Genomic DNA, 20,441 nt, shown 5'->3' with positions numbered 1-20,441 from the left:
CCTTTTACATTTAATATGGAATTAAAGCTTAGACCGGCAACTGTAAATGATTTAGAAAAAATTCTGGAAATTGTAAATCATTCGATTTTGCATACTACAGCAAATTATAGCTATGAAGTTCAGACTCTTGATGTTCAGACCAAATGGTTTGAGGATAAAAAAGCTAAAAATCTTCCGATAGTTATTGCTGATTTAAATGGTGAAGTGGTTGGTTTTGGAAGTTACGGTCAGTTTCGTGAAAAAATTGGTTATCAATATACTATTGAGCATTCTGTTTATGTGGTTGATCATGTAATTGGAAAAGGAATTGGTTCTAAATTATTGACAGAATTAATTCGCTTAGCTAAAGAACAAGGCTATCACGTTATGATTGGTGCGATCGATGCCGATAATGCCGGAAGTATTGCTTTTCACGAGCGATTTGGTTTTGTTGCCACAGGAACCATTCGCGAAGTAGGTTACAAATTTGATCATTGGCTTGATTTAGTTTTTATGCAATTGATTTTAAAGTAATTTTTGAGATAAGAAACTATGCTAAATCTTCCTGAAAACAAAAAAATAATCCTCTTTGATGGTGTTTGTAATTTATGCGACAGTGCTGTACAGTTTATCATAAAACACGACAAAAAAGACCTTTTTAGGTTTGTGTCCCTGCAATCTGATTTCGGAAAAGAAATATGCAACTACATTGGGGTAGATCAAAGCAAAATTGACAGTATAATTTTATATAATCCCGGCGTTGCTTATTATTACAAATCGTCGGCAGTTATTGAAATTGCTGAAGATCTTGGAGGTATTTACAGCCTTTTGTCAATATTTGAAATTTTCCCTGAAAAACTTCGGAATATCATTTACGATTTTATTGCTAAAAACAGGTACAAATGGTACGGCAAAAAAGAAAGCTGCATGATTCCAACTCCGGAATTGAAGGCTAAGTTTTTATAGAAATTTGCGTTTTTTGTCATTTCGAGGAACGAGAAATCGCACACGGAACTCCACAAAGCATATCGCCAATCTTTGTTGAATCTCTAGTGCGATTTCTCCTTACGTCGAAATGACAATTTTACTTCTGACGTTTCTTTAAAACCTCAATAACATCATTTAATTGAAAACCTTTTGCCTGCAATAAAATCAAATAATGAAACAATAAATCAGCGCTTTCGCTAAGGAATAAATCGTCGTTATCATCTTTGGCTTCGATAACTACTTCTACAGCTTCTTCACCTACTTTTTGCGCAATTTTATTAATTCCTTTTTCGAATAAAGAAGCTACATAACTTTTCTCAGAATCAGCATTTTCTCTTCTGGTTTTGATTGTATCTTCTAGTTGAGAAATAAAACCGTAATTAGCAGTATTTGGTTCTTGCCAGCAAGTGTCAGCTCCCGTGTGACATGTTGGCCCAACAGGTTTTGCCTGAATTAAAAGTGTATCGCCGTCGCAGTCATTTTTGATGCTTACTAAATTCAAAAAGTTGCCACTCTCCTCGCCTTTTGTCCAAAGTCTTTGTTTTGAACGGCTGTAGAAAGTTACTTTTTGAGTTTCAATTGTTTTTTGAAGCGATTCTTCGTTCATATAACCCAGCATCAAAACATTTTTAGTTTCTGAATCCTGAATTATCGCCGGAATTAATCCGTGTGCGCTTTTGATATCTATTTCCATTTTTATTTTAGATTTTTGATTTCAGATTTTAGATTTCCTAAAAATTGAAATTGTTTTTTGATATATATTATTGAATTGGAATTTGGAATTTAAAAAATTGGAATTTACAACCTAACTTCTATGTTGTTATTTTTTAACTCTTGTTTCAAAGCTTTTATTTCGATTTCTTTAAAGTGAAAAACACTTGCTGCCAGAGCTGCGTCGGCTTTTCCAACTTTAAATGAATCTACAAAATGCTGAATATTTCCGGCACCTCCCGAAGCAATAATCGGAATATTTACTAATTCTGAAAGTTTAGCTAAAGCCTTGTTTGCAAAACCATTTTTGGTTCCGTCATTATCCATTGAAGTAAATAAAATTTCTCCAGCTCCTCGTTCTGCAACTTCAACAGCCCAATCGAAAAGGTTTAGTTCCGTTGGCACTTTTCCGCCCACTAAATGCACGATCCATTGTCCGTCGATTTGTTTGGCGTCGATTGCAACGACAACGCACTGACTTCCAAATTTCTGAGCCAGATCATTTATCAATTGCGGATTTTTAACTGCCGATGAATTAATCGAAACTTTATCAGCTCCGTTATTCAGCAGAATATCAACGTCTTCAACAGACGAAATTCCACCTCCAACCGTAAACGGAATATTGATTTTTTCCGCTACGCTTCGCACCATATTTACAAGTGTTTTACGTCTTTCTTCAGTTGCCGATATATCCAGAAAAACCAATTCATCGGCACCTTCAGCCGAATAAATTTCAGCTAACTCTACAGGATCTCCGGCATCGCGTAAATCAACAAAATTCACGCCTTTTACCGTTCTTCCGTTTTTTATATCCAAGCAAGGTATAATTCTTTTTGCTAACATTTTTTTAATGTGTTAATTAGATAATTAGTCAATTAGATAATTTTATGCGGTTGCTAAATAATTATCTAATTTTCTAATTGGCTCATTTTCTAATTATAAAATCCTCTAGTTGTTTCAAGGAAATTCTTCCTTCGTAAATCGCTTTTCCGATAATTGTTCCCTCACAACCCAATTCAGCTAATTTTGGCAATTCATCGAAAGTTGAAATTCCGCCCGAAGCGATTAACTTTACGCCGGCTGCTTCTGCTAAAATTTTACTATATAAATCGAAACTTGGACCTTGAAGCATTCCGTCTTTGGCAATATCCGTGCAAATAACATACTGAATCCCTTTTGTTTGATAGTCCTGAATAAACGGAACCAAATCTTCATTGGATTCTTCAAGCCAGCCTGAAACCGCGATTTTTTCGTCTTTTGCATCAGCTCCTAAAATGATTTTATCTGAACCGTATTCTGAAATCCATTTTTCGAATATTGCTCTGTTTTTTACCGCAATACTTCCTCCGGTAATTTGATTTGCACCACTTTCAAAAGCAATTCTCAAATCATCATCAGATTTTAATCCGCCACCGAAATCAATTTTTAAATTGGTTTGTGTAGCAATTTGTTCTAATATCTTATAATTGACAATTTTACTCGATTTTGCACCGTCAAGATCTACTAAATGCAGATATTCTATTCCGTGCGCTTCAAATGATTTCGCTACTTCAAGCGGGTTTTCGTTGTAAATTATCTTGGTATCATAATCACCTTTGGACAAGCGAACGCATTTTCCGTCAATGATATCTATGGCTGGTATTATTCTCATTTTTATTAAGTCTTAAAGTTTGAAAGTCTAAAGTCGTAAAGTCCTTTTCTAACGTCCAAAAATTGATATTTAATTGATTTTTGATATTGTAATTGAAATTTGGGATTTAATTATTGGAATTTAACTTCAAAAAGTTCCCAAGGATTCTCTCCCCAACATCACCACTTTTCTCCGGGTGAAATTGTGTTCCGTAAAAATTATCTTTTTGTAAAGCCGATGCATATTCAACATCATAATTGGTCGTTGCAATAGCTTCAGAGCAATTTGGTGCGTAAAAACTGTGAACCAGATACATGAATTCATTTTCTGAAATTCCTTTAAACAAATCGGTTTTTAAACCATAAATCTGATTCCATCCCATTTGAGGTACTTTTACGTTGTTTGAAAATTTCAAAACGTCAACATCAAAAATCCCTAAACCTTTTGTGTTACCTTCTTCGGTTTTATTGCACATCAACTGCATTCCTAAACAAATTCCTAAAACGGGCTGTTTCAATTGCGGAATCAAATTATCTAAACCGCTTTCACGAAGTTTAGTCATTGCAGAACTCGCCTCGCCCACGCCAGGAAAAATCACTTTATCAGCCAATTTAATTTCCTCCGGATTATTACTCAAAACAGCTTTAAAACCCAATCTTTCAATAGCAAACATAATGCTCTGAATATTTCCTGCTCCGTAATTTATGATTACTATTTTCATTTAAAAAGCTTTAAGCTTTAGGCTGTACGCTTTAGGCTTATTGCCTATTGCCTACAGCTTATAGCATTTTACAACATTCCTTTCGTTGAAGGCAAAATCATTTTTTCTGTATCTCTTTTTACAGCCACTTTTATTGCTTTCGCGAAAGCTTTAAAGATTGCTTCGATTTTATGATGTTCGTTAGTTCCTTCGGCTTTTATGTTTAAATTGGCCTTTGCACCATCTGTAAACGATTTAAAAAAGTGATAAAACATTTCTGTTGGCATTTTTCCAACCATTTCACGTTTAAATTCCGTTTCCCAAACCAACCAGTTTCTTCCTCCAAAGTCAATTGCAGCCTGTGCTAAACAATCATCCATAGGCAAACAAAATCCGTAACGCTCAATTCCTAATTTATTTCCTAATGCTTTCGCGAAAACTTCTCCTAAAGCAATTGCAGTATCTTCTATTGTATGGTGCTCATCAACTTCTAAATCACCTTTTACAAGGATTTCAAGATCCATTTGACCGTGACGCGCAATCTGATCTAACATGTGATCGAAAAATGCAATTCCGGTTTCGATTTTACTTTTCCCTGTTCCGTCAAGATTTAAATTGATGTAAATATCGGTTTCATTCGTTTTTCTTGTAATTGAAGCTGAACGTGCTTCCAATTTCAAAAATTCATAAATTGCTTTCCAATCCATTGATTGTAATACAATTGTATCGTTTAATTCCTCGCGTTTTGATGAAATTTCATTACTTCCAAATCCATCTGTATTATTCATAAAAATGGCTTTTGCACCAAGATTTTTAGCCAATTCAACATCCGTCAGACGATCACCTAAAACAAAAGAATTCTCTAAATCGTACTCTGAATTATTCAGATATTTTGTCAGCATTCCGGTTCTTGGTTTACGTGTTGGCGCATTATCTTCCGGAAACGATCTGTCTACAAAGATTTCATCAAACAAAACTCCTTCGTTTTCAAAAGCTCTTAGAATGAAATTTTGCGTTGGCCAGAAAGTTTCTTCAGGAAAACTATCTGTTCCTAATCCGTCCTGATTGGTTACCATTGCCAGTTCGTAATCTAATTCGCTGGCAATTTTAGCCAGATATTGAAATGCTTTCGGATAAAACTCTAGTTTATCTAAACTATCTAATTGTAAATTTTCAGGTTCTAAAACAATCGTTCCGTCACGATCGATAAAAAGTACTTTTTTCATGTGTTTTTTATTTTTTTGCCACTGATTACACAGATTTTAAGGATTTTTCTTTTGCCACGAATTACACGAATTGCACTAATTTAATTCATGTTAATTAGTGAAATTTGTGGCAAAAGAATTAAGCGAAAACAGAATAAAAAATCTTTTAATCTGTCAAATCTGTGGCTATATCTTTTCTTATTAGAAGCATCTGGCGGTTTCACCAAAAACTTCTTGATTAATATTTAAATTCTCTTTCAATAAAATAATAAGATGGTTTCCCATCAGAACTAAGTCCGTCTTCGAGATACATTTCTGTCCAATTATTTACATCGTATTTTTGATAATTGTATCGTATTGAAACTTTAAATTCTGTTTCACGCACTGGAAAACTTGATTTTGAATAAATCTCAGTGATTAAATTTTTATCATTGTATTTATAGGCATAAGCATTGTACTCATCATCATAAGCAGTTGACTCTGTACTAATGTTATTTTTTGCGTCATATTCGTAAGTAGTAATTTCATCCGGAGCGGTTTTTAAAGTTCCATTTTCAGTTCTAAACTCTAATTTTCTTACGGCCAAATTATTTAAATACTCATACTTTTTACTAACAAAAAGTACATCAGAATCATCATAAATATTTTCTTTAACCAGTTTGTTTTTGTCATAAATAAACTTGGTTTTGTCTTTAATTCCGCCTTCTTCGTTGTAATTAATGGTTTCTATTTTCTGATTCTCTTTATTGTAGCTGTTCTGAGGAATTTCCCATTTTTCTGCGGGAAACATGCCTTGTTTTATAATTTCACCATGAGCATTAACACCATAAACATCATCGTGCAAATATTTTCCTTTTACAAAACCTGTTTTTGTTTTCTTTGCTTCATACCACGTTTCTTTATATTCTTTAGGATTACCTTTTAATTCAGCAAAAGCGTTCTGGCTATCTTGAGCATGAACATTGAAAAAAATAAAGAAAAATAAGAGGTAAAGAAATTTCATAGTTTGTTTTTAAAATTGTTATCGTAAGTATTTAAATAAGTTTTAATTCTTTAATCAATATAGTGTTTTCTTCTTTTGTACCAATAGTAAAACGAAGACAATTTTCGCATAAAGGCTGCGTCGTTCGGTTACGAATTACAATTCCTTTTTCGATTAACTGATCGTATCTTTTATTTGCATCATCCACTTTCGCTAGAATAAAATTGGCTTCTGTTGGATATACTTTTTCTACAAAACTTACTTCAAGCAATACTTTAAGTAATTCTTCTCTCTGCTCAATAATAGAAGCAATCTCTTGTTTTATTTTATCAGAATCTTTTAAGCGCTCAATAGCTCTTTGCTGTGTTAGTTCGTTTACGTTATATGGAGGTTTAATTTTGTTTAAAACCGAAATAACTGCTACAGAAGCATAACAAATTCCTAAACGAATACCGGCCAAGCCATACGCTTTTGAAAGTGTTTGAGTAATCACCAAATTGGGATAAGAATCAATTTCTGCCAGCCAGCTTTCTTTGTCTGAAAAGTCAATATAAGCTTCATCAATTACAACTAAACCTTTAAAATTTTGAAGTAATTTTATCACACTTTCATCAGAAAATGAATTTCCTGTTGGGTTATTTGGTGAACATAAAAAGATGATTTTTGTATTCTCATCTACCGCTTCTAAAATTTTTTCAACCTGAGGCTGAAAATCTGTTGTCAACAGAATTTCTCTGTTTTCTACTGCATTTATATTAGCCAATACGCAATACATTCCGTATGTTGGCGGTAACGAAATAATATTGTCTTTATTAGGTTCGCAGAAAGCTCTGAAAAGTAAATCTAAAACTTCATCACTTCCGTTTCCTAACAAAATCTGATTTTGCTTTACTAAATTGTTTTTCGCCAGAATTGCTTTAACCGAATTCTGCTGTGGATCCGGATAGCGGTTCACTCCATTTTGAAACGGATTTTCATTAGCATCCAAAAAAATCATTTCGGCGGTATCAAAATCTTCAAACTCATCACGCGCAGACGAATATGGCTTTAAAGATTTTACGTTTTCGCGTGTTATAGTATTTATATCGAAGGTACTCATTGGTTCATTTTTTGCTCCTGCAAGGTTTCCAAAACCTTGTAGGTATTAATCATAAGTTTATAAATAGTAAATCATTTTAGACCTACGAGGTTTTGGAAACCTCGCAGGACTGGAGACGTAAGGTTACAGCATTTTTATGCGCCTGCAAACCTTCGGCTTCAGCCATAAGTTCGATTGCTTTTCCAATATTTAAAATTCCGGTTTTGGTGATTTTCTGAAAAGTCATTGATTTCATGAAACTATCCAGATTTACTCCGCTGTAATTTTTAGCGTATCCGTTTGTTGGCAATGTATGATTCGTTCCTGAAGCATAATCTCCGGCGCTTTCCGGCGTATAATTTCCAATAAAAACAGAACCTGCGTTTACAATTCCGTTGCAGTAAAAATCATCATATTCAGAACAAATAATAAAGTGCTCCGGACCATATTCATTAATTAAATCTAATGCAATCTGATCGTTTTCTACATAAATTAATTTGGAGTTTTCAATTGCTTTTTGAGCTATTGCTTTTCTTGGAAGAACCTCTAATTGTGACTGGACTTCTTCTTCTACTTCATTAATCAGTTTTCTTGAAGTCGAAACTAAAATTACCTGGCTGTCTGTACCGTGTTCCGCCTGTGATAATAAATCTGAAGCCACAAACGCAGGAACGGCAGTATCATCTGCAACAATTAATAATTCTGATGGACCCGCCGGCATATCGATCGCTACGCCAAATTGAGTTGCCAATTGTTTTGCAACGGTTACAAACTGATTTCCAGGACCGAAAATTTTATATACTTTAGGTATAGATTGTGTACCAAATGTCATTCCGGCAATAGCCTGGATTCCTCCTACTTTCAAGATTTTGGTTACACCGCATAAATTTGCCGCATATAAAATAGCGGGATTTATTTTTCCGGTTTTATCTGGTGGAGAACATAAAACAATTTCTTTACAACCTGCAATTTCAGCTGGCACGGCCAACATTAAAACGGTGGAGAATAAAGGAGCTGTTCCGCCCGGAATATACAAACCAATCTTCTGAATTGGTCTTTTTTCCTGCCAGCAATTTACGCCTTCAACAGTTTCGATTGAAATTCTGTCTGTTTTTTGTGCGCTGTGAAATTTGTAAATGTTTGATTTTGCTAATTGAATCGCTTCTTTTAGCTCATTCGGAATTAGTTTAATAGCTTCTTCTATTTCATTTTCAGAAACTTCGTAATTGTCTAAATTGATTCCGTCAAAGATTGAAGTGTACTTTGCTACAGCTTCATCGCCTTTTTTCTGAACTTCTTTGAAGATTTCTTTTACCGTAACCTCAATATCATCAATGGTTTGAGTCGGTCTTTTTAATATTTCTGACCAGGTTTCTGGTTTTGGACTGTCTATTTTATTCATTTTTTTTCATGCTTTAAGCTTTAAGCTATAGGCTATAAGCTAATTAACTTTGTTTATTTCATGCTTTAAGCTTTAAGCAATATGCTTTAAGCTTTTTTTCACTTTGTGATTTTGGCTTAAAGCTTACAGCCTAAAGCCTACAGCGGGCGAATGCCCTACAGAACCATTTTCTCGATTGGACAAACCAGAATTCCTTCTGCTCCAACTTCTTTCAACTGATCGATTACGTCCCAAAAAGTATCTTTGTCAATAACCGAGTGAACGCTGCTCCAGCCTTCCTGCGCTAATGGCAAAACGGTTAAACTTCTTAAAACCGGAAGGATTTTTCCAACGGCATCAATTTTGTCGTTTGGAACGTTCATTAAGATGTATTTTGAGTTTCTGGCTCTTAAAACGGCCTGAATTCTGAATTTTAAAGTGTCAATGTGTTTTTGAATTTCCGGAGAGACTTTCGGTGAAACTGCCAGAACTGCTTCACTTTTCAGGATAACTTCAACTTCTTTTAGGTTATTTTTAAATAACGTACTTCCGCTTGAAACAATATCTACAATCGCATCGGCAAGACCAATGTTTGGAGCAATTTCTACAGAACCAGAAATTTGGTGAATATCTACTGAAATACCAAATTGTCCGAAAAAGTCACTTATTGTGTTTGGATAAGAAGTTGCAACGCGTAAACCTGCCAAATCCTGAACAGAATTGTATTCGAAAGCTTTAGGAACGGCTACAGAAACTTTGCATTTTGAGAATCCTAATTTTTGAACTACTTCGATTCCTTTTCCTTTTTCTACTAAAAGATTGTCGCCCACAATGGCTAAATCTACTACTCCGTCTATTAAGTATTGTGGAATATCTGAATTTCTTAAGTATAAAACTTCAAGGGGAAAGTTTGAAGCTTCGGCTTTTAGCTGGTCGATTCCATTGTTGATTGATATTCCACAATCTTTTAGGATTTGAATGCTGTCTTCGTTTAAACGACCTGATTTTTGAATTGCAATTTTTAAAGTACTCATTTTTTAGTTGTTTGTTGAATTAATAGTTTGAGTACAAAGAATTGGAATAAAAAAACCCGTTTGATGTACTCAAACGGGTTTTAAAATATGATGATTTACACACATACCATTAACACATCGCCTGAGAGCAATAATGAAAATGATGATGATGTAATTGATTTGAAAACATGTTTTGGTTTGTTTTATAATTCTTTGATTCGGTTGCAAATATACTAGTTAATTTCATAAAAAAGCAACTTTTAATATAACTTAACGATAGTTTATTGTTAAAAAACGGTAAAGACCCCGATTTTACTGGTGATTTTTAATCTACGATAACGTTTTCATATTTTCAGGAAAACTTAAAATTACCGTTGTACCTTTTTCTAATTCGCTTTCAATTTTAAACTTAATATTCAATAATCCAGTTATTCTTTTTACAATTGACAAACCTAGCCCAGTTCCTTTAATCTGAGGATGATCTGTAGAATTTGATCTGAAAAACGGACTAAAAATGGCTTCTAAATCTGCCTTAGCTATGCCGATTCCGTTATCTGTTATTTTACAGATTGTTTTATCATTTTGCTTTATAAGAGATATCGAAACTTCTCCGCCATCATTAGAATATTTAATAGCATTCGAGATTATATTTCTCAAAATTGTTATGACTAAGAAATTATCCGATTGAATATAAAAATCTTCTTGGGCATCAAACTTAACGTTAATTCCTCGCTTGTTAATTTTCTCAGAATTTAGAGTTAAAACATCTAAAAGTATTGAATTCAAATAAACCCATTCTATAGTAATGCTTTGCTTTTGGTTTTCAAAACGAGCCATTAAAAGCAGCTGATCTACCAATGTATTTAGATGATCTACTTCATTTATACAATAATTTATTTTTTCTTTATACTCGCTTGTATCGCGTGGTTTACGTATTAGTACTTCAAGTGTTCCTTTAATAACAGTAAGCGGTGTTCTTAATTCATGTGATGCATCAGAAGTGAATTGTTTTTCGCGTTCTATGGCGTCTTCAATTCTGTTTAAAAGACTGTTTATGGTTTTTGAAAGCGTGTATAATTCATCACGGCTTTTAGGTAAAGGAATACGGGCTTTCAGATTGTCTTTGGTAATAATTTTCGAAGTATTTATAATTGCATTTATTGGTTTTATACTTCGTCCGGCAAAGAATCTGGCAATAAAAAACAACAGTACTAAAATGACAAGAAATGATAAACTCATGATATCAAACAAATTATTTAACACCATTTTCGAATCAGACAAAGACATTGCTACTATTAGATATCCAATTTTTTTGTTCTGAACGTTTAATAAAACCTGAATTTGTCTAACATCGTGATCTCCCATTTTGGTATCAAACAATTCATAATCTTCAACAGAATCTTTAAATTCTAAAGTTTGAGTTTTTAGATTAGGGGCTTTTTCGATAATTTTTTTGTTTAAATCTAAAAACTCTACAAAAACCGGATTTACATCAACAGTATTATGTTCACGTTCATTCCATTCTTCTTCATCAATTAAGATTACTTTATTGTTTTCAACTTTAATTTCTTTAAGATGATTTTCAATTTCTACCTTTATATTTTCATCAATATGACTGTAAACGGTATGTTTTACAATTGAATAGATAAAAGAGAAAACTACCACAACCAAAAGGCCGGTAATAATAATATAGTTTAATGCTATTTTATTTTTAAAGGAAAGCTGTATCATTTATAGGTCGTTGGCGATATAACCGATACCGCGGATTGTTTTGATGTAATCTTCTTCAATTTTCAAATTGAGTTTTTTTCTGATGGCATTCATGAATACGTCTATTACACCGGTGTCATATTCAAAATTAATTTCCCAAACATCTTTAAGTATCTGATTTCGTGTGCAGACTTTCCCTTTATTCTGGATTAAATACGTCAGCAATTCAAATTCTCTTTGCGTAAGAGCAACTTCTTCTTCATTTTTAAGAACAATATGTTTCGTCAAATCAATGGTGATTGTTCCTAAAGTCAGTTTTTCGGTTACTTTTTTATTTCTGAAGTGAATTTTGACTCTTTCAACCAATTCTTCAAAACTAAAAGGCTTTTTTATATAATCATTTGCACCAGCTTTCAAGCCCTCTATAGTTTCCTGAACGGTATCTTTTGCAGTTAAAAAAATAATTGGCGTGGTTTGATCTTTGATTCTGATTGCCTTGCACAGATCTAAACCATTGATTTTTGGCAACATCCAGTCTAATAAAATTAAATCAAATTTATGATTCTGAGTTAATTCAAAACCTTTAGAACCATCATTTGCTGTTGTAATCTGATATCCTTCTTCCTGCAATCCCTGCTGCAAAAATTGTACAATACCCAATTCATCTTCAACGATTAAAATATGCATCTATTTTTCTTTTGATTTATACTTGTTTTAAAAACTTTTGTTTGTCAAAGATAGAAAATTTTCAGGTTTAGAAATTGCTTTAAACCTCTAGAATAAACCAATTTAATCATCTTAAGTAAACTTTAAGTTAACACTAAGCAAGGTAAAAGCATAACTTCATCTCTTGCTAATAAATGCGAATTAATTTTGTAAAAAAATAAATACCATGGCTTTTTATAAAAAATTGTCACCATTTTACAATCTTGCATTATTTTACTTTGCGATTAGTTTTTTACTGCGAATTGTTCTGTTCTTTCACCCTATAACACAAACATCGTTTAGTATTCTTGAGAGTCTGAAAATCTTTAGTTTAGGTCTTCTTTCAGATTTCTTTGTTTTTGTTGTTGCCAGTAGTTTTCTCTGGTTGTATCTTATTTTTATTTCTAATTCGAAATATTATAAGCCTTACGGATATATTATATTAGGCGTTTTTGCGGCTTTATTTCTTTATGTAGCATCAGGAAAAAGTATTTTTGATGAATACGGCGGAGCATTACCTCGAATTGTACTTATATTTATAGGCATTAAAACGCTTCTTTTTTCTTTGTTACTTTTTCTTCCTAAACTAAGAGACAAGATTAGATTCTGGTTGTTTGCTTTTGTTATTTTTCTGTATGTATTATTAATACTTCAGAATGGTTTGAGCGAGTACTTTTTTTGGAATGAATTTGGGGTAAAATACAACTTTATTGCGGTAAACTATTTAATTTATACCAATGAAGTTATAGGCAATATCATGCAGTCTTACCCTGTTGTGCCTATATTTTCTGCTCTTTTTATTGTTACTGCAATTGTGACGTATTTTATTCTGAAAAGATCTAAAAACTACTTAAATGATATTCCGGATTTTAAGGAAAAAATCAAAATTTCTGGTGTCTATATCGTGCTGTTTTTAATTTCTTTAGTTGCAATTCCATCTTTAGCTAAAACAGAGAATTCTAAAAATGTTTTTGTTAACGAATTACAAGCAAACGGAATCTATAAATTCTATCTGGCCTTCCAAAACAACAAATTAGATTATTTCAAATTTTATAAAACGTTACCGAATCAGGAGGCTTTTGCAATTTTAAAAAAGCAATTTCCTGGAATTTCGGGAGAAAATACAAGTCGTAAAATAACTGGAGATTCAGCTGAAAACAGAAAAAATGTTGTTTTAATCACGATTGAAAGTTACAGCGCCGATTTTATGAAGGCTTACGGAAATGAGCAAAGTATTACGCCTTTTCTGGATAGTCTGGCGCAAAAAAGTTTGCAGTTTACCAACTTATATGCGGCAGGAAACAGAACTGTTCGCGGACTTGAAGCTGTTACATTATGTCTGCCACCAACAGCGGGAGAAAGTGTTGTAAAAAGAGAAGACAATAAAAACAAATTCTCTACAGGAACTGTATTTAAAGAGAAAGGATACAATGTAAACTTTATGTATGGCGGAGATGCTTTTTTTGATAATATGCAGGATTTTTATTCCGGAAACGGTTATAAAATTGTAGATAAATCGAGCTTTTCTCCGGAAGAAATCACATTTTCTAATGTTTGGGGCGTTTGCGATGAAGATATGTACAACAAAGCAATAAAGGTTATGAATGCTGAATCTAAAGAGAATAAACCTTTCTTTAATCATATCATGACGGTGAGCAACCACCGACCTTTTACTTACCCAAATAATAAAATTGATATTCCCGGAGATATCAAATCCCGTGATGGCGGTGTGAAATATACCGATTATGCTTTGAAAAAATTCTTTGCAATGGCGAGTAAACAGCCTTGGTTTAAGAATACTGTTTTTGTAATTGTTGCAGATCACTGTGCGTCAAGTGCCGGAAAAACACAACTTCCGTTAGACAAATATAGAATTCCTGCTTTTATTTATACGCCAAACGGGAAACCTGCGCAATACACACAATTGATGTCGCAAATTGATTTAATGCCTACGCTATTTGGTTTATTGCATTTTAATTATGAAAGTAAATTTTTTGGGCAGGATGTTTTTAAACCGGATTATAAACCAAGAGCACTTATTGCAACCTATCAGGATTTAGGACTGATAAAAGACAATGTGTTAACTATTTTATCACCAAAACAACAAGTAAAACAATTTGCTTTGAAGTTGAAACCAAAACCAGGAGTTGCTCCGGAATTTCAGCTTAATTATGAAGAAACGCCATTAAAAGAAATACGAACTGATTTGATTAATGATGCAGTTTCTTATTATCAATCGGCATCTTATATGTTGAAGGAAAAAAAGTATCAAAAGTAAATTTCAAGTTCATAGCCTGAATATAGGAATAACAACATAAAAAAAGCCTCAAATTTTGCAATTTGAGGCTTTTCTGTATTTAGATTTATTTAGAAATTCTAAAACTAAATTTAGTCGTTTTGATTTTTCATTCCGAATAAATCTCCTTTTTGGTACAGTTTTAAATCTTCTTGCAAGGCAGGAAAGTTTCTTTGTGTAACTACTGGAGCATCTAAGTCGCTTAAATCTGGTTTTCCTGCATTTACCCATGCAGTATACCAAAAACTAGCAGTTGCAGTAATGGCTTTTCTCATTTGACTTTCAACCATTCCGTTTAAATCTTTGTGCAATTTTGCAGAATAATCATCAGAGAATTTAGCTGTATTGTATTTTGTTTTTAAAACTTTTCCATCAGCATCCATTTCAAAAACTTTGTTTTCAGGGGTTGAAGTTCTTAATTTCTTATCGATATCAAGCAACGGCTGAACCAAACTGTGTGTATCATTGATCATATCCCATGTTGCTTTATGAACATCTGGATAATAAGCAGCCTGCGGAACGTTTAATTTATAGTTTTTAGCAAATAATTCAGGTAATCTGCTTTCCCAAAGCGAATGAATTCCTTTTTGATCGCTCAATTGTCCGTCATGATTTGCAGAGGTATGCAATGGCATGTGTGCATCACCAATATAGTGTCCTAAATCTGCTGCAAGAAACAAAATTTCGGCTCTGTTTTTCTCTTTAAAAGCTTTAGTTAATTTTACCATCATATCTTCGATGTACCAAGGTAAAATTCCATTATCGTTCAAAAACTTAGCATCATACTTTTCCTTTGCTGCTTCCATAGTTTGCGGAATACTTTCTACAGGACCAAAGTTTTCCATATCAAAATAATGTCTTGGATTTTCGTCTTTATAATTTAAAGCATATTTACGAATATCCGGAACAGAAGCTTCCTGTGTAATAAAGTCGATGTGATTGTAAAAGAAAACCTGAACCGATTTGGGTAATGCCATCACAGCAGCTTTGTTAATTCTTTCATGGCCTACAATTCCCCATGACAAGGTGAAAAAACCAATAATTAAAGCAAAAAGGGCAATTAATTTTGGTTTCATTTTAAAGTTCTTCATTTGTTTTTTTTATTTGAGGGGGTAAAATTACCTTATTTTATAGATAATTCAAAAGAGAACCATTTAAGATTGCTCAAATTTTTGTTTTTTAAATTTTAGAGCTTAAAAATTGCAGTCTTTTTAAATTGAACTTCAGGGTAATTGCCTATTTTTGTACTACTTTTTATATAAAAAAATATTTATGCGCCTTAATTACTTTTATCTGTTATTTGTTCTTTTTACTACTTTTAGTCCTGCTCAGGAACAACCGGATGTGCTGTTGAAAAATGTAAGCGACACAATTCTTAATACTAAAAGAACACTAAAAATAGCAGATCCTCTTAATAATATTAAGGTGATGCAAAAATTGTTTCCGGGAAAATTATACAATCTTGCTGATAAAAATACGTTTGTAAGCTGGAATTGTAAAAACTGTAAACCTGCTCCTTTTGCTGATGTTAATGAAGTTGAAGGTGATCAGTTATTTCCATATGAGCGTGGCGTTGCTACACGAATTCTTTCCAGTATTGACTATTCTGATTCTAAAGGAAATCAGTTTAGGATTCTCACCTTTAATCATTCCGCTTATGATGAAGATGGTTTGCAGACAGGTCGTTTCTCCGGTGGATTATTGGGTATTGCTAAATTTGCGAAAAATGGAAATGTTTGGGAGATGAGATCCTTTCAGCCTGCTGTAGCAGCATTTGGATCTTTTGCACAATGTCCGACACCAAAACTTGTTGAGATTGGGGAAGATCAATATGCATTATCTCTTGTTCATGCTAATGGCGGTGCAGGTGCTCCGTATAATGGCTATTTTTATCTAATTGCAGGATTTGACGGGAAATATCAGTCTTTGATGGAAGTTAGTGATTACTCCCTCACAAACAGTAGTAGTTCAGATTGGTCAAGTACATTTAAAGTAGTTACAGACAATAATAAAAAGTTTTTCAGGGATTTTATTATTACAACGACCGGTTCGTACAAAAAAGCCAAAGGCACAGAAGATGATTTTGAGGTTGATCTGCCGGAAGAACTGGCAACAATGGGAAAAACTAAAAAACAATTTAATTTTGTGATTGAAAGACATTTTTCATTTAAAGGAAAGTTTTATAAAATGACCAATAAACCAATTGTAAAATTTTCTAATATAAAATAGATTTTAAAAAATTTTCTAAAATTTAAAAGCCAAAGATCTCAAGTGATATACCTGAAATCTTTGGCTTTCTTTTATTTAATCTTTCGAGTGAAATTATACATCCTTATCTGTTTATAAAAATTAGTTGCCCCCATCTTTACATGGAGGTTCATATAACCCGTTGGGTGAAATTAAAATAGTATAAATTTTGACGCGGATTAGACAGATTCGTTATCACGAAAACGCAGATAAAAACGGATTTGCATAAAGAATTTAAAAAAAATCCGTTTTTGTCAGCTTTTTTACGAAGTAAATCCGTTTTATCCGCGTGCTATTTTATTCAAAGGAGCATTTTTAAATATAATTTCACCCAATGGGTTAAAATAAATAAATTTCCACACATAGATGAACTATGTGCATTTAAATTAGTGAAACGCCTTTTTTAAAGCTGCAAAATACTATGTTCCTATGTGTTGAAAATAATTACACCCAACGGGTTTTTATAATTATTGCAAAGAAGACAATAAGAAAGAGACAAACTAAATAATAGCTCCACTTTATACAGATTTGGCTAAAGCCTATCCTGTGGACAATTTCTAAAATCCCCTGGTTGAAACCAGGGGCAATAGAAAACAACTATTTGGAGCAATTTATTTTACTATAAGAGCTTTATTTACAATTTATTATAAACAATATTAAAATAAGAAGATTTACTATAGGTTTTCGGGCTTCCGCTTGTAAAAGGCTGAAATTGTGGTGTGATCATGTTCATAGAGCCACCGTCGCCATTCCAAACCCAGCCTAAAATTGTCCAGCCTTTACTCTTTGCATAATCTACAATTCCGGACCAGTCTGCACCAGAACCGCCGCTGTTACCAAACTCGCCAATCATGCAAGGTCTTCCTGCTGAAGCCAAATCGTCGATATCGGAAGTATTCATATATCTTCCTTTCCCTTGATTGTATGCGCCTGGATAAATATGTGCCGAAAGAATAATTTTGGTATCATTAATTTTTGTTTGTCCGCTAGAACAGCCTTTTACAGCGCATGCAGCAGTCGCGGTTTCTTGTCCCCAGCCCGGAATATCTATAATAATGGTACCGCTGTATACTTTTCTAACTTCTGTAATTGCAGTATTATACGCCGATGCAAATGCGGCTGGTGTAATAGTATGACTTCCCCATTCGTTGGTTAGGTTTATAATAAAATTTCCGCCTAAATAACTGTAGTTGTTTTTCCACCAGGTTGCTGCAGCATTTAATTCTGCGGTACTGTCAGAGCCCAATACGCTCGATTTATGATAGGTCACAATAACCGTATACCCGTTTGCTTTCGCTTCAGAAATCCATCTTTTGGCATTTGTTTCTTGTCCAGGCTCTACTTCTATTCTAACGGTTTGAATTTTGGTATTTTGTTTCATTAAATTCCAGCCTAAATCACAATTCCCACCGTTGTAATAAGAAGGCTGCAAATTTACGCCGTTTCCAATATCTCCAAATGTAGAACTTGTTTTGGCTGTTGCTTCTGGAATTGTTTCTAATACCGTTGTTTCTGTTGATGCAGTCTGATTCACAGAAACGGGTTCATTTGTTTCGCTTTGATCACAACTCGCAAGTAATGAAGTGCTTAAAATTAAAAACAGAAGGTTTGCTGTTTTCAAAAATTTTGGTTTTTTCATAAGTAAAGTTTTTTAGAGTTAACGAAGATTCTAAGGTTATAAAGAATCTTCGTTACAAATGTTTACTTTTAAGTAAGATAAAACCGATTCTATTTTGTCAAATAACAATACGAATATTGCATTTAAAACTGACTAAAATAAATTTTATACCGAAATAGCGTTAAAAATATACAGCAATGACAATTGTGACCTATTAAAAACAAATTATAAATAATGAAGTTACAGCTATGAAAATCCATAGAAAAACACCTTGTAGCAAAGGCTTCACTCCTACTGTTTTTAAAGTACTAATGTTTAACGTAGCTCCAATTAAAAACAAGGTAATTGTTAATCCAACTTTTGCCAGGTGAACAATACTGCCAGAAAATAGAGTTACAGCTGGTACATAAGAATTAATAAGCATTGCAACTACAAACAATCCGATGAAATATGGAATTTTGATTTTTGCTTTTGTACCCTGAGTTTCACTTTTGAAAGTGAATGCAGCTAAAAGTGATATCGGGATAATCCATAATGCTCTCGCTAATTTTACGGTTGTGGCAACTTGTAAAGCTTCAACTCCGTATTTATTTGCTGCACCTACAACAGAACTTGTATCATGAATGGCTATAGCGCACCATAATCCGAATTCTTTTTGAGACAAATCAAGTTGATGACCAATAAATGGGAATGCGAACAAGGCAACTGAATTTAATATAAAGATGACACCTAAAGCAATAGAGGTCTGATTTTCATTTGATTTAATTACGGGAGCAATTGCTGCAATGGCACTTCCTCCGCAAATTGCAGTTCCACAAGAGATTAAATGTGATGTTTTTCTTTCTGTTTTTAACCATTTTCCTAATAGTAAACCAAAAATTAAAGTACTAAAAATGGAGAATACGGTTAAGAGAAAACCTTCTTTTCCTACTGAGACTGCGCTAGCAACGTTCATTCCAAATCCTAAACCTACTACAGAGAATTGCAATAAAAAAGAAATTGCTTTACCGTTGAATTCTACAAATGGATTTCCGAAGACATTAACCATTATAACACCAAATAATAAGGCAATTGGTGGGGATATTATAGAAAAAAGGCAAAGTATGATGATACCGGCAAAAATAGCCAGTTGTAAATAATGATTAACTTGTACTAATTGTGACGATGTGTGATTTGTTGTTTTCAAAATAAAGATATTTGATATTTCTTCTGCAAAGTTCGCCCCTTTAATTTGAAACCGCCAATCGTAAAATGCAATCGGCTATAACTTCATGTTATAGTAATCTGACATATTCTGAATAAACATCTCTGATAATGCGTCGGATTTCCCCATTAAGGTAATAACATAAAAATATCGTTCGATAGATAAATTGGCAATGTCCAAAACCATTAATTCGTTATTTTTTAGTTCTTTACTCACTGCATGGATGGACATAAAAGCAAAACAATCTGAATTTAATAAATACGATTTTATACTTTCTGTACTACCCAATTGCATTTCGATCTGTAAATCTGAGAAGTTCAGGTTGATATTTTTCAACGCATATTCTATAACTTCAAGTGTGCCTGATCCGCGTTCACGGGTTATGAATTTCATTGATTTTAAATCGTTTACTGAAATTTCATTCTGTTTTGCAATAGGATTTTTGCTGCTGCAGACTAAAACCAATTCGTCTTTTAAGAACTGGGTATATTTTATAGATTGATTTTTGGATTGTCCTTCGACAATTCCAATTTCAATTTCTTTATTGATTAAAGCGGTTTCTATTTGTTCTGTGTTTCCATTTAGCAAATTGACTTTTATATCTTTTTGCTTTTGATGAAAACGTGCCAAAACGGGAGAAATAATATATTGAGAAATGGTTGTACTTGCTCCTAGTCGCAATGATCCCTGACGCTCGCTGATAAAGGAACTCATTTCAAAATCAATCTCCCGATATATTTCAAGTATATTTTTGGTGTGTTTTAAAAGAATTTTCCCGGCAGCTGTTAAAGCGATTTTTGAACCGTTTCGTTCAAAAAGTTTGGTTTTGTACTTTTCCTCAAGCTCCTGAATATGTTTTGAAACGGCTGGCTGCGAAATATACAACTCTGTCGCCGCTTTAGTAAAATTAAGGCGAAGCGCAACGGTGTAGAATACTTTTAACCTGAAATCCATAATCAAAAATTTTTAATTTGTAATCAACTTTCCTCCGCAAT

At 33.2% G+C, this 20,441-nt stretch carries 19 protein-coding genes; 4 read left to right on the top strand and 15 right to left on the bottom strand.

Features of this window, described 5'->3' with window-relative positions; translation table 11 throughout:
• The first annotated feature begins 15 nt into the window (after positions 1-15).
• Complete coding sequence (locus KHA98_RS07600) at positions 16-513, top strand: GNAT family N-acetyltransferase (RefSeq protein WP_213256902.1); 498 nt, start codon at positions 16-18, stop codon at positions 511-513.
• Positions 514-531: 18 nt separating this feature from the next.
• Positions 532-945 (top strand): thiol-disulfide oxidoreductase DCC family protein, encoded by a 414-nt coding sequence (locus KHA98_RS07595; RefSeq protein ID WP_213256900.1) that lies wholly within the window; start codon positions 532-534, stop codon positions 943-945.
• Positions 946-1,063: 118 nt separating this feature from the next.
• On the opposite strand, the gene hisIE is transcribed toward KHA98_RS07595, so the two are convergent.
• The 11 genes from hisIE to KHA98_RS07540 all read right to left on the bottom strand — a co-directional run bounded on the left by hisIE (position 1,064) and on the right by KHA98_RS07540 (position 12,063).
• Positions 1,064-1,666, bottom strand: a complete 603-nt coding sequence (gene hisIE, locus KHA98_RS07590) for a bifunctional phosphoribosyl-AMP cyclohydrolase/phosphoribosyl-ATP diphosphatase HisIE (RefSeq protein ID WP_317192573.1) — start codon at positions 1,664-1,666, stop codon at positions 1,064-1,066.
• Between the two features lie 98 nt (positions 1,667-1,764).
• The gene (hisF, locus tag KHA98_RS07585) at positions 1,765-2,520 is read right to left on the bottom strand and encodes an imidazole glycerol phosphate synthase subunit HisF (RefSeq protein WP_213256898.1); all 756 of its coding nucleotides are present in this window, start codon (positions 2,518-2,520) and stop codon (positions 1,765-1,767) included.
• An 82-nt stretch (positions 2,521-2,602) separates the two neighbouring features.
• A complete protein-coding gene (hisA, locus tag KHA98_RS07580; RefSeq protein ID WP_213256897.1) occupies positions 2,603-3,328 on the bottom strand; it encodes a 1-(5-phosphoribosyl)-5-[(5-phosphoribosylamino)methylideneamino]imidazole-4-carboxamide isomerase in 726 nt (241 codons plus the stop codon).
• A gap of 106 nt (positions 3,329-3,434) precedes the next feature.
• Positions 3,435-4,028: an imidazole glycerol phosphate synthase subunit HisH gene (gene hisH / locus KHA98_RS07575; RefSeq protein WP_213256896.1), complete on the bottom strand. Its 594-nt coding sequence runs from the start codon at positions 4,026-4,028 to the stop codon at positions 3,435-3,437.
• 68 nt (positions 4,029-4,096) lie between these two features.
• Complete coding sequence (hisB, locus tag KHA98_RS07570; protein WP_213256895.1) at positions 4,097-5,233, bottom strand: bifunctional histidinol-phosphatase/imidazoleglycerol-phosphate dehydratase HisB; 1,137 nt, start codon at positions 5,231-5,233, stop codon at positions 4,097-4,099.
• A 217-nt stretch (positions 5,234-5,450) separates the two neighbouring features.
• Positions 5,451-6,215, bottom strand: a complete 765-nt coding sequence (locus KHA98_RS07565; RefSeq protein ID WP_213256894.1) for a hypothetical protein — start codon at positions 6,213-6,215, stop codon at positions 5,451-5,453.
• Between the two features lie 31 nt (positions 6,216-6,246).
• The gene (hisC, locus tag KHA98_RS07560) at positions 6,247-7,293 is read right to left on the bottom strand and encodes a histidinol-phosphate transaminase (protein WP_213256893.1); all 1,047 of its coding nucleotides are present in this window, start codon (positions 7,291-7,293) and stop codon (positions 6,247-6,249) included.
• 82 nt (positions 7,294-7,375) lie between these two features.
• The gene (hisD, locus tag KHA98_RS07555; RefSeq protein WP_213256892.1) at positions 7,376-8,674 is read right to left on the bottom strand and encodes a histidinol dehydrogenase; all 1,299 of its coding nucleotides are present in this window, start codon (positions 8,672-8,674) and stop codon (positions 7,376-7,378) included.
• A 155-nt stretch (positions 8,675-8,829) separates the two neighbouring features.
• A complete protein-coding gene (gene hisG / locus KHA98_RS07550; protein WP_213256890.1) occupies positions 8,830-9,687 on the bottom strand; it encodes an ATP phosphoribosyltransferase in 858 nt (285 codons plus the stop codon).
• A gap of 309 nt (positions 9,688-9,996) precedes the next feature.
• The gene (locus KHA98_RS07545) at positions 9,997-11,397 is read right to left on the bottom strand and encodes a sensor histidine kinase (RefSeq protein ID WP_213256888.1); all 1,401 of its coding nucleotides are present in this window, start codon (positions 11,395-11,397) and stop codon (positions 9,997-9,999) included.
• Positions 11,398-12,063 (bottom strand): response regulator transcription factor, encoded by a 666-nt coding sequence (locus KHA98_RS07540; RefSeq protein ID WP_213256886.1) that lies wholly within the window; start codon positions 12,061-12,063, stop codon positions 11,398-11,400. It abuts the gene before it with no gap.
• Between the two features lie 205 nt (positions 12,064-12,268).
• On the opposite strand from KHA98_RS07540, the gene KHA98_RS07535 reads away from it, so the two are divergent.
• Positions 12,269-14,359, top strand: a complete 2,091-nt coding sequence (locus KHA98_RS07535; RefSeq protein ID WP_213256885.1) for an LTA synthase family protein — start codon at positions 12,269-12,271, stop codon at positions 14,357-14,359.
• Positions 14,360-14,469: 110 nt separating this feature from the next.
• Here KHA98_RS07535 and KHA98_RS07530 read toward each other — a convergent pair whose 3' ends face one another.
• Positions 14,470-15,468 carry a zinc dependent phospholipase C family protein gene (locus tag KHA98_RS07530; protein WP_213256884.1) on the bottom strand — a complete coding sequence of 333 codons (999 nt, stop codon included), beginning with the start codon at positions 15,466-15,468 and terminating at the stop codon, positions 14,470-14,472.
• A 181-nt stretch (positions 15,469-15,649) separates the two neighbouring features.
• Between KHA98_RS07530 and KHA98_RS07525 the strand changes: the two genes are divergently transcribed.
• The gene (locus KHA98_RS07525; RefSeq protein ID WP_213256883.1) at positions 15,650-16,606 is read left to right on the top strand and encodes a hypothetical protein; all 957 of its coding nucleotides are present in this window, start codon (positions 15,650-15,652) and stop codon (positions 16,604-16,606) included.
• Between the two features lie 652 nt (positions 16,607-17,258).
• Here KHA98_RS07525 and KHA98_RS07520 read toward each other — a convergent pair.
• The 3 genes from KHA98_RS07520 to KHA98_RS07510 all read right to left on the bottom strand — a co-directional run bounded on the left by KHA98_RS07520 (position 17,259) and on the right by KHA98_RS07510 (position 20,400).
• Positions 17,259-18,263, bottom strand: a complete 1,005-nt coding sequence (locus tag KHA98_RS07520; protein WP_213256882.1) for a glycoside hydrolase family protein — start codon at positions 18,261-18,263, stop codon at positions 17,259-17,261.
• Between the two features lie 193 nt (positions 18,264-18,456).
• Complete coding sequence (locus KHA98_RS07515; protein ID WP_213256881.1) at positions 18,457-19,428, bottom strand: YeiH family protein; 972 nt, start codon at positions 19,426-19,428, stop codon at positions 18,457-18,459.
• A gap of 75 nt (positions 19,429-19,503) precedes the next feature.
• Entirely contained in the window at positions 19,504-20,400 is an 897-nt protein-coding gene (locus KHA98_RS07510; protein WP_213256880.1) for a LysR family transcriptional regulator, read from the bottom strand.
• Positions 20,401-20,441 lie beyond the last annotated feature (41 nt).

The sequence above is a fragment of the Flavobacterium branchiicola genome (assembly GCF_018383905.1).
GTDB classification, from domain to species: Bacteria; Bacteroidota; Bacteroidia; order Flavobacteriales; family Flavobacteriaceae; genus Flavobacterium; species Flavobacterium branchiicola.
The sequence above is the reverse complement of the archived record's forward strand: the minus strand, read 5'-3'. Positions and strand labels throughout refer to the sequence as shown.